We start from the raw sequence: 11,914 nt of genomic DNA on the forward strand, positions 1-11,914 counted from the left end.
AGCGTCCGACTGCCGTAAAGGGCTCACCCGAAAGTGGGTGATAAAGCACACCTTCGTACGTACGGCACCCGGCGAGCCTCCGACACAGGTGTGACTGTTGTGACTAGCGTTGCGAACGCACGACGCGTTCCGCTTGCTGGCAGGGGGAGGTGACGGGGATGCCCAGTTCGTTGATCATCGTCGGGCTCGTAGTTGCCTGGCTGGTCGTCCTCGTACCGATGGTGGCCCGCCGACGCCAGGAAGTCGCTCGAACCGCGGACACGGAAGCCCGGACCGGGCGAGCGGGGAGCACGCGCACCAGCATGGAAGAGGAGCACCCCATGCCTGATGCCGACGACACCGAGCTCGTCGACGAGTTCGAGGCCGACTTCGACGACGAGTACGACGACTACGTCGACGTCGACGACGTCGTGCACCGCCCGTACCGCCCCGGCCGGGGCGGCTTCGACGCCGAGACCGCCCGCATCGTGGCCCAGGCCAAGTACGCGTTCCGCCGCCGCGTCGTCGCCACCATGCTCGTCGCCGCCGTCCTCACCGGCCTCGCCGCGGGCATCCTCTACCCGCTGGTCTGGTGGGCCCACGGCGCCGTCGACCTCGCCCTCGTCGGCTACCTCGTCTACCTGCGCCGCCAGGTCCGCATCGAGGAGGACATCCGCGCCCGCCGCCAGTCCCGCCTCGCCCAGGCCCGCCGCCGCCCCACCCCCCGCCCCCAACCCCAGCCCCAACAACTCGACCAGCCCGAGGCCCCCACCCCGGCCCCCGAACCCGTCGAACCCCAGGACGAGCACCCCACCCTCGCCCCCCGCCCCCGCCTCCAGCACCGCACCCGCCCCGGCACCGTCGTCGTCGAGGCCGACGACGAAGATCCCGTGTTCGTCGAGCTGGAAGGCCCCGCCTACCAGCGCTACCGCCGCGCCGCGGGCGAATAGAGGGGGGTGGCGAAACCACCTCCGCGCTACTGATATGCTTCTCCCGCACGACAACGAGGGGCTGTAGCGCAGTTGGTAGCGCGTCTCGTTCGCATCGAGAAGGTCCGGGGTTCGATTCCCCGCAGCTCCACCCAGGTCAAAGGCCCGGACACTCCACAGTGTCCGGGCCTTCGACGTTCAGTACAGCAAAGAAGTACAGCAGCAGCGGGTCAGCGTCCTGGATGAGGCCTCTCACGGAGCCGTTGAGAGCACCCTTGGCCTCCTTGACGAAGTCACCATGGATCTGCGGTGGCGACGTGGCACAGATCACTGGGGTAACTCTTCGGGTGGGTGACGCGCTTGGCAAGCGGCAGCATGCATCCGTGCGGTGGCACTACATGGTGTAGTGTCACTGGTCCTAATATATCTACAACCTGCGTGGCGTCAGATATGCGCAAGCACATTTCCTTTGGTGTGCTTTTAATCAGCTTGGCTGGCTAAATTCCTGCAGTCTCCATTTTTCGAGCGTGCGGATGTGTAAAAGCTTGAGTGATCACATCTTGAGTGAATTTATCGACCTCGATGGGCTCATCAGTCAAATGCCGCCATGCTACCCAGCGATAGTCTTGACTCGATGAGTCAAGTGCTACCCGGCTGTCATTTGCCAGTATCAAGAAATTGACCTGCATACTACGTATTGATTTTCCCTTCATGTTGCTTGAAAACCACGTTGAACCAGTCATTCCGCTGATTTCGCCTTTTAATCCGGACTCTTCTTCGAGTTCACGAAGAACTGCCTCTTCGAGAGTCTCACCATAATTGACTTTTCCGGCAGGAATTCCCCACATTCCAGGTAGAAAAGCTTCCTTAAAACTTCTCTGCAACAATAAAACACTGTCTTTATATGCAACAACGGCGCCAACGACGAGATTATAGGTTTCCACTTTTTCTCCTCAGGCTAACTAGTCTGAATCACTTTCCGGTATGGGTCAATGAAGTTTTGGTACTTTTTGCGTAGCTCACCCAGTCGATTTTCATCAATAGTAGTTTTGGATAGTTCGGTTAAAAAGGTGCTAATGACATCATCGGTATCCGAACCGCGGAATCTAATAACGTTATTACCTTCAAAGCGGCGGGCAAGTTGCATGCGCTCACTTTGGTAAAGAAAAGAACCCTGCTCAAATCGCATTGTTTCTGGAAATGGCTGCGGCTCTGATCCTGGAGCTTGATACCAAGAAATGTAAGCAACGTCATCAAAAATTTCAAGACGTGTTACCGCTGTATCTTCACCAAGGACGACCTCAATCGAACACAAATGGCGAATATCAAATAAGGCAACCAATGACATGTAAATTTCATCGCGTAGATCGCTCATTGCAACATCAATCGCACTATTCCCAAAAGGATGTTGTTGTCGATCTGCTGCCCGGCGTCGCACAATGGATTCTTTGCTAGGATCAATTATTACGATACGCACTAATTGGGGTTTACTGCTCGATTTTTCAATTCGCTCACGAACAAATTTTGCGCTTGCGCCGCGAAAGCCATAGAAACTGGTGCCCTGTAGGCTTTTTCTCAAATCATGATTAAAGCTTTGTAAGGGTGCATTGGACGACTCGTACACCTTGGAGGGTAAGTAGAGTGCGCTAGTTGCTTGTAACGATCTCTGCATTTTGTCTGTCAAATGGGAAAATTCAACTTGAATTGAGGTGAGCATGTTTCGCTCTTGTACTTTTGTGCTGAGAACTGTAAATATAATCGCGAAAATAATGGATGCCAATAAGTTTAAGCCAGCGCTTGACGCGAACACTCGCCAAGTTAGCTTGTCGTCAAATCCGATAAGAATTATGGATACCAGCGAAGCTATGCTGCACGCCAAGCCAAAGGCATAGCGTGTCAGCCATTTTCTTGTTGTCGACGCTGCGTCGTTCAACTTGAAACCTCGCTTTGTATCACCACTACAGCGCTCAGGCTTACAACTGTGACGTTGTGTCACTGAGCAGGTCTAGGAGGCTGTCGTCTACTTGTCCCTCTTCGTTACGTGAGTCGGAGTCATGGCAAGCCTACCGAAAGTATGTAACGACACCATGATGCCTCATTACAGTTGATGCGACAGGGGTAACCGGACTAACGCTCCCGGTACGTATGACCTGATCAGCCCTGTGAACCGATACAGGGAAACGTGAGTCACTGCTTCATGCCCCCCTGCTTCAGGGGGCGGCTTTGAGTAGGAATAAGGTGAATATTCCTTTTCGGTTGGCATTACATGCTTAGGTAGGAATATGTTGATACTTGACAAATTAGTGACACTGGGTCAACTGGGCGCTCCTTGGCTATTAGAGTCTTCTAGTCCATCAAGTAATGAGCAGCGCTATCGATCGTTTCAGTCCATGGATCGTTTTACGCCTGCCGAGCCTGGTGATCCGCTAACCATTACACTTTCCCTATATTGTGTATGGCTATTTTAGCGGTAGTCTTTCCGGTTAACTTGATGTCGGCTCCGGATTGCAATCGTCGATGACGTTACGTTCCTTTCTCTCAACTTTCGATGTAGACGTAATCTGTCCTCTTGATTATAATTTATGGCGCTGCAAGTCGCAGTCTGTAGGTTTTGGTTATACCGCGCACGCCGTCAATTCCGTTATTAGGTAAAATTATCGATCGCAGATTCTGGCAGGACGGACTGTGTATACGTGCATCAGAAAGCCGAATACTTTAGGCGTCCAGACCTCTAGCGTTAGATACAGCGGCGGGTCAGCCATCCTGATCGAGGCTTTCGCCCAACCGCTTGAGCGCGTCCGTGGTCGCCTTTGACGAGGCCCGCGTGTAGATCTCCATCGTGACCGCAAACTGGGCGTGACGCAGGATCCGCATGATGACCCGCGGGTGCACGTCAAGGTCGACCAGCAGCGTCGCGCAGGACCGCCGCCCATCGTGGATGGTGATCCGCCTCACCTCGGATCGGACCAGCCGCCGGTCCCACGAGCGGTTGAAGTTCCGCGGATCGACCGGGTTCCCGAACGCCGTGGTGAACACCAGGTCGGAAGCCTGCCAAGCAGCCCCCGCCGCCTTCCTGTCCGCCTCCTGCGCCGCCTTCCGCAGCCGGAGCGCCGCCACGACGATCACCGGCAGCGGGAGCGTGTCATCGGACGCTTCGGTCTTGGTCTCGCGGTGTAGCAGCTCCCCGCCCGCCCGCTGGAGTTGGTGGTTGATCGCGAGCTCCAGGTTGTCGAAATCGACCGCGTCCCACGTGAGCCCGAGGATCTCGCCCTTCCGCATTCCGAGCACCACGGCCAGGACGTACCCCGCATACATCGGGTCACGACCGTTGCGCGCCGATTCGAGGAATGCCCGAGCCTCATCACTCGTCCACGCTTTGCCCTTCCGCTTCCGAACGACCGGCAAACTCACCAGTTCCGCCACGTTCCGTGTTATCAGCTCCTCCCTGATCGCGTAGTTCAACGCCGAGCGCAGACAGGCCCGAACATCGCTGATCGTCCGCGCCGAAGGCGATGCGTGGCAGCACGCGCCCAGCGCACAGCAACGGCGGGACTTCTTATCGCGCCGAGCGTCCTTGCCCTGCGCACAGCACTGACAGACGGAGGGAATCTTGTTGATCCACTGCTGGACCTCCCGCACCTGCAACCGGTCCAGCCTGCGATCACCGATGCCGGGGATGATGTAGAGCCGACAGAACAGCTCGTAATTGACGAACGTCAACGGTGCCCGGTTCGGCTTGATCACGTCGGTGAGCCAATAGGCCAGGAAGGCATCGAGCCGGGGCACACTGGACGCCACCGGCCCGTTCTTGGCCGCCTGGTGCAGCTTGAGCCACTTGCCGTGCACCTCCTCCCTGGTCTTGCCGTAGACGTACTTCCGCTTCTTGTCACCGGTCGGCGTCTGCACCCACACGTACGCGGCGAACCCGTTGCGGTGCGGGTAGATCGACCCCTCACCGTTGGCACGCGACTTGCCCGCCATCTCAGGCCGCCTCCGCAGCACGCCGGTTCACGTATTCGTCAACCCACTCCGGAAGGACCCGCCGGTTCCGCCCGTCCTTGAGCGAGCGGATCTGACCGGAGGCAACGAGCATCTTGGTCTTGGACAGCCCGAACCCCAGCATCTCCGCAACCTCGGAAACCGTGTGCCACTTGGCTTGCAGCCGTGTTGTCCTCATGTCGCTACCTCCCTTTCATACTTGCGGCGTCGTTGTTCGCGGAGTCGTTCGGCGACGGCGGAGGCCAGTTCGCGTTCGGCGTCGTTGGCGTATCCGGAGCCGGTGTAGGCCCAGTCGTTGACGACCACCACCGAGTCCGCTTCCAGGCCGAGGCGGTCGAGGGTCTCTTGTGCGCGGAAGACACGGCGTTCACCTCGAATAGCCTGGAAGGAGGTGGAGTAGTGCTTGGACTTGGTCAGGAAGTGCCCGCGGAATCCGAGCATGTGCGTCCACCGCTTGAGGTTCAGTTCCTCGTAAAACGGGTGGTCGCCGAGGGTCCAGGCGGTTTGGATCATGGCCCGGTGGTGCTCGGAGACCCGCAGGTGGTCAATCTCCAGTTGAGAACGGATGGGGCGGTCGGCTGCTTCGGCCTTGCCGGTGCCCTTGGTCGAGTACTTGGCGACGTACCCGGCCAGCTTGTGTTCACTGATCGCTCCGGAGTTGTCCTCGACCTCGTGCGCAGTGCTTGGACGAATGGGGCGGACGTCGACCTGGTCGCCCCAGGCCAGCGGCAGCACCAGGCCGTCAGGCCGCGCGGTTTCGAGCAGCACGGAGGCAGCCGCGGACTTGACGCAGTGGTCGAGCAGTTCCGTGGTCGCCCACCGAGGTGTTGAGCTGTGAGGCCCGTCTGGTCCGTCGACGCGGATGACGGCGTGGAAGTGGACCAGGCCGCGCCGCTGGTACTCGGCGACTTTGGCGTAGGAGACCCGTGCGTGGTCCTTGAACTCCCGCACGGTGAGCCCCGTCGCGTTGGCCAAGGCGCGGCGTAGGGCGATGGTGAACCGGTGCCAGAGCTTGCCCGCGTGTGCCTGCCACAGGACCGCGCCGACGTAGTCGTAGGTCTCGGCGTCTAGCGGTCCGCCGACGCGGGGGTCGTCAGGGTGGTGGAAGGCCCCGCAGGCGCAGGGGAGGACTTTGCCGCTCCGGACGTGGGTGCGCCGGTTGTGGACAGGCCCGAACGACGGGGCGGTGAGCGTCGCGAACACCCGAGGCTTCTCGGACACCGTCAGCGGGACGCCTTTGGAGCCGCCGGACAGCCCGGCGTGCATGAGGTGGAAGGCGTCGGCGGCGTACCGGTCGGAGCACGTGGGGCAGACGCTCTGACGGCGGTTACCGCACGGGATGAAGACTTCCCCGCCGAGGTGCGCCATCACGGAGCCGGTGGTGCTGTCGTGGAGCTGCCAGGCCCCGAAGAGTCGGATGGGGGCCGCGCAGCCGCCGATGGCGGTGACCTTGTCGCGCCATTCGCGGTAGTCGGGGGCTTTGAGTCGAGCATGGATACGGTCTTCAAGAGTGAACATGTGGTGGCCTCCTTTCGTTGGGATGCAACGCAAAGGGGCATGACCGATGCGTTAGTCATGCCCCTGACAAGTGGGGTGGTTCAGGTGGTGGCGAGTTCCCGGACGATGCGCGCGGCGTAGTCGGGGGCGACCTTGACGGCGTCCTGCACGTCCTGGGCGGTCAGCTCACGGCCGAGCGCGTCGACCTGGTCCCGCTTGACACGCAGGGCCTCGATCATGGGCGCCGGAAGCCGCAACCGAATCAGGGCACTCACCGCGGACTTGGGTTCCGACACGTCAGGTCGCGGCTGGTCAACGACCTGCGTTGGTACGGCCTTGAGCGCTTGGTCCCGCGCTGCCGTGCAGCGTTGTTGGATGATCGGCATGACTTCGGCGATGAGGTAGACCACCAGCGGGATGACCACGTGCAGGAACACCATCCCGTGATTGATCGGCCCCGAAGGTGGTCGGATCGAGGACCACACGTTGGTGACCAGCGTGGCCCCGAGCAGGACCCGTTTGAGCCGGGTGACGGTCTGGTGGGAAGCGGAGATGCCGCGCGAGATCATCTCCGCCTCCCACCTCAGGAGCGTGATCAAGATGCCGGCCAGGGCCGGTTCCACGAGCCACGCACCCCACCACATCGGGTCAGCGGGACCGAGGTGTCCGGCGAGGAAGTCGTGGACACCGGTGGTGGTGAACCCGAGCCCAGCGGTGAGGAAGGCCCACATGCACCGGGTCACCGAGGCCCGGAACCGGTCGACCCGCACGGCGTTGAGTTGCGGGTCCCCGGTCAACTCGTGAAGTTGGTGCGACTCGTCCAGCCGAGCCCGCAGCTTGCGCACCGACCGTGTTTCGATCGGTTGATTTCCTTTGTGGGACTTGGGTTTGCCGAACACGGGTCACCTCACCTCATGTTCGCTGTGGACAGTCACGGACCGGAAGCATCAGGCCACGTCCTTGCGCGGGTAGTGCAGGCGTTTGCGATCCGGCCCGGACAGACCCGCCACGGTCCCGGCGGCGTAGTAACGGCGGGACGCCTGCCCACTGCTTTCCCAGGCGAGCTGGTCCGCACGGCACTCAGCCAGCACCGGGCACCCCAGGCACACGGCCATGACTTCCTCGGCGTGCTGCGGGTCGAAGAACTCTTCGGTGTCCTGCCCCGCACACGCGGCTTGAGAACGCCAGGCCGGGGGTTGTCCAGAGCGGCCAAAGAGCACGAGCATCAAAGCCCGGTAGCCGGGGTAGCTGGGGTTCACGCCGCCACCCCCGACGCGACGGAGCGACGGGCCAGCACCGAGCGGCCCAGGCGCACCAGCCGGGCCACTTCCTCGTGCGTCACCGACTCGGGCACGCACGGCGCGAGCCGGAACACCCCGGCCAGCACCACCACCGGCCGACCCCGGTCCACCCCGGCATGACCGTCCAGGTCCGTGACGTCGACCGAGGCCGCCAAGCTGAACGCGAGCCCGGAGCGGCGACCGGTCGCGGCCACCGACACCGACGTACGCGGTTGGTGAGTCCACACCAGCGACACCCCGTCCAGGGTGATCGACCACAGCAACAGTGCGGCCAAGCGGTCGGGGGCGGTCCCGCTGGTGAACTCCAGGTGCACCGAGCGGGACCGCGTCGAGATCACCAACCGGTCCGGACGCGGTAGTCCTTTGGTCCGCATCAGGGCCCGGACCGTGCGCATGATCCGATCCAGGGACCGTGGGGATTCGTTGGCAGACATAGGAAAACTCCAGAAGTGAGACGAAGAGCGGTCAGGCGACGGCGCGCAGTGCCGAGCCGGAATCGGCCGGGCCTGCCTTGACGAACTCCACAAGTTCGGTCACGTCGGCATCGCTGGTGAACGCCGCACGGACGCGCTTGGGGTTACGGGACCGGAAGTCCACCCGGAACCCGATGCCCGCCGTGGACTCGTCCGCCGGGATCTGATCGGCGATCGCGCCGCGTTCACGGGCCCCGTCACCCAGGACCATGTCCGGGTGCCGCTCCGAGGTGACCCGAAGGCACACTCGGTTCGGGATCAGGTCCCGGATCGGAACGACGTCCTTGGACGGCTCCTGCACGTAGGCGTCGAGGACGTCGTTGGTGGCGCGGCCCATGGAGGTGATGACGGAGCAGGCGGCGGTGATCTCGTGGGCGAAGTCGGGCCGGTAGGCCATCAACGACCCGATCTCGTCGATGATCAACCAGTCCAACGGGTGTTCACGGGACACCGGCACGGACCGCACCCCGGCGCGTTGCAACCGGCGCTGCTTGCGCTCCATGTTGTCCCGGAACAGTGAGATCAACTCGGCGCAGTCCTCCGCCGAATCGGCGTACCGGCCGTCGAGGATCGGCTTGAGAGCGACGAACTCGAAGAGCTTCGGGTCACACACCCACGGCCGCACCAGGCCGTCCCGGATCAACGGCGCGACCGCCCGCAGCTTCGCGTTGGCGACGGAGTTCTTACCCGAACCGGTCGCACCCGCCGTGAGGTGATGAGTCCCCGACAGCGGCTCGCACCAGTCGGTACCGAGTTCGGTCTCCCCGAGGCACAACGCCCGCAGGTCTACCGCGGAGCACTCCTCCGGCAACGCCGGGGCGGGGATGACCTGGTCGAACGGCTCGTCACGCTGGACGATCAACACGACCTCACCGGGCTTGCCACGCTCCACCGCGACCCGCTCCGCTTTGAGCGTGGCCGCGAGTTCGTCCACTTGGGCGATGAACGCCCGCAGCGCCTGGCCGGGAACGAGTTTGACCCGCACGGTGTCGATCGACGCCGACCACGACCGCACCCGCAACACGCGCGGGACCAGGGTCCGGCCGGTCCGGTGGTGCTCACGGGTCAACTGGCACGCGCCCATGAGGTCGGCCCAGCGGCGTCCGGTGTAGGCCCCGGCCCAACGGCGCTGCCAGGAGCGGATGACGGGGGCGGCGTAATGGTCGAAGGTGTCGGGGTGGGCCCGGTACCAGCCGACCGAACCGGCGGTGACACCACCGAGAACCGTTCCGGTGAGACCTGGCCCGAGGTAGGACAAGGACGCGGTGAGCACGGCCGGGGCAGCAACGGAGCCGGGGTGTCGGACCATCCACACCACGGCCCGGAACTCCGCACCAACCCCACGCCTGGACTTGTTTCGCATGGTGATTCCTTTCCTGGAGACGACGACAGCGGCCGATCACGTGCTGATCGGCCGCTGCCTGGTTGGTGGTGCCGGGGACTACCGGCGACGGTTGCGACGACGCCGTACCGAGGGCTCTTCGAGCTGTGAGCGGGCGTAGGACATCGCCACCCGCAACGCGGCCGTGGACCGGGCGAACTCGTGATGCACCAACCGGAAGCCCTCCCGCCGGAACGGGATCTGACGCGTCGAGTCCCGCAGCACCTTCATGGCCTTACCGAGGTCGTCGAGAGCGGCATTGAGCTGATGCGACATGGCGGTCACGCCTTCCATTCGCGGGTGGTCAGTTCGGTCTCGTACTTGACCGCTTGGTCCTTGAGTGCGCTCAGGTCAGCGCGGGACTTGGTGAGCATCTTTTTCAGGTCTTCCGGCGACGCGATCCGCCATGTACCGGCCGGAGCACGGTTCTCCTTCATTCTCTCGATCAGCTTCTCCAACGGTTCGAGCATGTCCGTGACGAAATCGATCGCCGCCACGAACTGCCCGTACTTCTCCTGCGCCTTATTCTGCGATACCGCCATCAATCAACCCTTCCCAGTCGGATTCCTAACCCGCCTTGTTCCAGGCGGGTGGGTTCTTCAGAGCCCGCCATCGGGCGAGCTGGTCACGAGTCGCCCGAGGCACCAGCATCGAGTTCGCGTGCCCCCGGACCGCCCCGCATCGAAGGAAGTGCGTGCCGCCGACGGTGAGCTGACCCGCCTCGATCAACTGGTGCACCGCACCGGCCTCCCACTGCGGAATCGGCCGCATCGACTCCCTGTCACGACGCCGAAACACCTGGCGAGACGGCCCGGCCAGGACATACCCGAACTCCTCCTGAGCCCGACCGAGCACCGTCATCACCGTGGCCATGTCGTTGGTGACCGGCCGAGGCCTACCCGCCGGTGCGGGGGTGTCGGGGACGTCGTGGCCGAACAGGTCTTCGGTCACGTGATCACCCCACGGACCGGTACAGCAGCCGGAACACACCGCAGTGCACCTGCGCGTAATCCGCACCCACCGGACGCGGATACCCGTGCCGCTCCAGAACATCGATCACGTCGAAGATCAGACCCGCCGTGAAACGCGGATCAGTCTCGGTATCGGCGATACCGATCGGATAGTTCTGCTCCTCCATGCGCTTCCTCCGTCGATTCGGGATCCACGGCAGACACCAGGGAACGAGAACGTGACCTGGTGCCGCCGAATATCCCGGCACACATGACATGTGCCGGATTTAGGCATGGCTCTACCCACTGTGGAATTCTCAAAGAACAAGCAGCCCGAGGAAACGGCTTAGGAAATGGTCAGCGGACGAACGTCACGCGAGGAGAGGCGAGTTACGCGGCGGGGACAGCCGCGGACTTGACGACCGGCTTCAGCCCGTCCGCCTTGAACCACATGCCCGAGGCGCTGATCTTCCCGTCGTCGCCGCGCATCTCATAGGTGTTGATCACGAGGTTGATCAGCTCGACGTAGTCACCTTCGTCGAACTCGTCCGCCGGAGCACCGGGCAGGTTGACCCGGATCTCCTCCCCCTTACCGGCACGACGCCCTGCGACCGGCTTCGGCTTGGCGAACAGCACCACGACGTACTGCTCCTCCTGCGTCTCCCGGTCCACCACCGGCGTGAGCGTGCCGTCCTTGGCCTCCCGCATCTTCACCGCGGGAGCTTCCGTGACCATGAGACGGAAGCCGCCGAGGTTCGCGGGGATGTTCTGAAGAGCCATGTCGTCCTCCGTAGTAGTACGAGCTAGTTCGAGCTAGCTCAAAGGTAACACGAGCTAGCTCGGTTCACGTGCCCCGATCGGGTGATCTAGCACGAGCTAAGTCGAGCTAGGTAGGTTCACCTCATGAGCACAGGGACGCCGCAGACGCACCCGTACCAGCACCTGGCGAACCAGGTAGCGGCGAAAATCGAAAGCGGCGAGTTGCAACCGGGAGACCGGCTGCCGTCCCTAAGGGCTCTCGCCGAGGAATACGGCACCACCACCGCGACCGTGCAGAAGGCGTTGGGCGTCCTGTCCGATGGCGGATGGGTCAAGCGGGTCGCGAACGTCGGGATCTTCGTCCGGGACCACAGCGTGGCCGACGAACCCGCGTCACTCGACGAGATCAAGGCTCTCCTTGATCAGTCGCTCCGGGCGCTAGAGGCGCTTGGACGACGGGTCGACCGCTTGGAAGCGGCTGCCGACTCTCCAGACGATCAACAGCGTCCGTGATGCTGCGAATCTCGTCGAGCAAGGCGCGAATCCGCTGGCGGATGATCTGCAACTCGTTCGGTGCTGGTGTCATGTGAACAGCTAACGCCAGGTCACCCGGTGTGTAACAGTGTGCTCAAAGGGTGCATGTGGA

16 protein-coding genes and 1 tRNA gene are annotated in these 11,914 nt (G+C 62.4%); 3 read left to right on the forward strand and 14 right to left on the reverse strand.

Annotated features, from left to right (window positions below):
* The first annotated feature begins 320 nt into the window (after nucleotides 1-320).
* Both sepX and CLV43_RS04365 read left to right on the forward strand, forming a co-directional pair.
* Complete coding sequence (gene sepX, locus CLV43_RS47595) at nucleotides 321-929, forward strand: divisome protein SepX/GlpR (RefSeq protein WP_483887664.1); 609 nt, start codon at nucleotides 321-323, stop codon at nucleotides 927-929.
* A gap of 57 nt (nucleotides 930-986) precedes the next feature.
* Nucleotides 987-1,059 (forward strand) — tRNA-Ala (locus CLV43_RS04365).
* Nucleotides 1,060-1,405: 346 nt separating this feature from the next.
* Here CLV43_RS04365 and CLV43_RS04370 read toward each other — a convergent pair.
* From CLV43_RS04370 to CLV43_RS04430, 14 genes are all read right to left on the reverse strand, one after another.
* On the reverse strand, nucleotides 1,406-1,852 hold the full coding sequence (locus CLV43_RS04370) for an NUDIX hydrolase (RefSeq protein ID WP_106185603.1): 447 nt from the start codon (nucleotides 1,850-1,852) through the stop codon (nucleotides 1,406-1,408).
* A gap of 14 nt (nucleotides 1,853-1,866) precedes the next feature.
* Nucleotides 1,867-2,841 (reverse strand): hypothetical protein, encoded by a 975-nt coding sequence (locus CLV43_RS46960; protein WP_146174636.1) that lies wholly within the window; start codon nucleotides 2,839-2,841, stop codon nucleotides 1,867-1,869.
* A gap of 821 nt (nucleotides 2,842-3,662) precedes the next feature.
* Complete coding sequence (locus CLV43_RS04375; protein ID WP_106186004.1) at nucleotides 3,663-4,889, reverse strand: site-specific integrase; 1,227 nt, start codon at nucleotides 4,887-4,889, stop codon at nucleotides 3,663-3,665.
* A gap of 1 nt (nucleotide 4,890) precedes the next feature.
* Entirely contained in the window at nucleotides 4,891-5,085 is a 195-nt protein-coding gene (locus CLV43_RS04380) for an excisionase family DNA-binding protein (RefSeq protein WP_106185604.1), read from the reverse strand.
* On the reverse strand, nucleotides 5,082-6,425 hold the full coding sequence (locus CLV43_RS04385) for a replication initiator (protein WP_106185605.1): 1,344 nt from the start codon (nucleotides 6,423-6,425) through the stop codon (nucleotides 5,082-5,084). The genes CLV43_RS04380 and CLV43_RS04385 overlap by 4 nt, the downstream gene beginning before the upstream one ends.
* Before the next feature lie 80 nt (nucleotides 6,426-6,505).
* Nucleotides 6,506-7,027: a hypothetical protein gene (locus CLV43_RS04390; RefSeq protein ID WP_245886110.1), complete on the reverse strand. Its 522-nt coding sequence runs from the start codon at nucleotides 7,025-7,027 to the stop codon at nucleotides 6,506-6,508.
* Between the two features lie 324 nt (nucleotides 7,028-7,351).
* Complete coding sequence (locus CLV43_RS04395) at nucleotides 7,352-7,663, reverse strand: WhiB family transcriptional regulator (protein WP_106185606.1); 312 nt, start codon at nucleotides 7,661-7,663, stop codon at nucleotides 7,352-7,354.
* Nucleotides 7,660-8,100, reverse strand: coding sequence for a hypothetical protein (locus CLV43_RS04400; RefSeq protein WP_245886111.1), 441 nt, complete (start codon nucleotides 8,098-8,100; stop codon nucleotides 7,660-7,662). Before CLV43_RS04400 ends, CLV43_RS04395 begins: the two co-directional genes overlap by 4 nt.
* A 70-nt stretch (nucleotides 8,101-8,170) precedes the next feature.
* The gene (locus CLV43_RS04405; RefSeq protein WP_106185608.1) at nucleotides 8,171-9,541 is read right to left on the reverse strand and encodes an FtsK/SpoIIIE domain-containing protein; all 1,371 of its coding nucleotides are present in this window, start codon (nucleotides 9,539-9,541) and stop codon (nucleotides 8,171-8,173) included.
* A 78-nt stretch (nucleotides 9,542-9,619) separates the two neighbouring features.
* The gene (locus CLV43_RS04410) at nucleotides 9,620-9,853 is read right to left on the reverse strand and encodes a hypothetical protein (RefSeq protein WP_245886112.1); all 234 of its coding nucleotides are present in this window, start codon (nucleotides 9,851-9,853) and stop codon (nucleotides 9,620-9,622) included.
* Nucleotides 9,841-10,101, reverse strand: a complete 261-nt coding sequence (locus CLV43_RS04415) for a hypothetical protein (protein WP_106185609.1) — start codon at nucleotides 10,099-10,101, stop codon at nucleotides 9,841-9,843. Before CLV43_RS04415 ends, CLV43_RS04410 begins: the two co-directional genes overlap by 13 nt.
* 25 nt (nucleotides 10,102-10,126) lie before the next feature.
* Nucleotides 10,127-10,510, reverse strand: coding sequence for a hypothetical protein (locus tag CLV43_RS04420; RefSeq protein WP_106185610.1), 384 nt, complete (start codon nucleotides 10,508-10,510; stop codon nucleotides 10,127-10,129).
* 4 nt (nucleotides 10,511-10,514) lie between these two features.
* Nucleotides 10,515-10,697: a hypothetical protein gene (locus CLV43_RS04425; RefSeq protein WP_106185611.1), complete on the reverse strand. Its 183-nt coding sequence runs from the start codon at nucleotides 10,695-10,697 to the stop codon at nucleotides 10,515-10,517.
* A gap of 202 nt (nucleotides 10,698-10,899) precedes the next feature.
* Entirely contained in the window at nucleotides 10,900-11,289 is a 390-nt protein-coding gene (locus CLV43_RS04430) for a hypothetical protein (protein WP_106185612.1), read from the reverse strand.
* Between the two features lie 123 nt (nucleotides 11,290-11,412).
* Between CLV43_RS04430 and CLV43_RS04435 the strand changes: the two genes are divergently transcribed.
* Nucleotides 11,413-11,781, forward strand: a complete 369-nt coding sequence (locus CLV43_RS04435; RefSeq protein WP_106185613.1) for a GntR family transcriptional regulator — start codon at nucleotides 11,413-11,415, stop codon at nucleotides 11,779-11,781.
* Nucleotides 11,782-11,914: the final 133 nt, after the last annotated feature.

Source organism: Umezawaea tangerina, assembly GCF_003002815.1.
GTDB lineage: Bacteria > Actinomycetota > Actinomycetes > Mycobacteriales > Pseudonocardiaceae > Umezawaea > Umezawaea tangerina.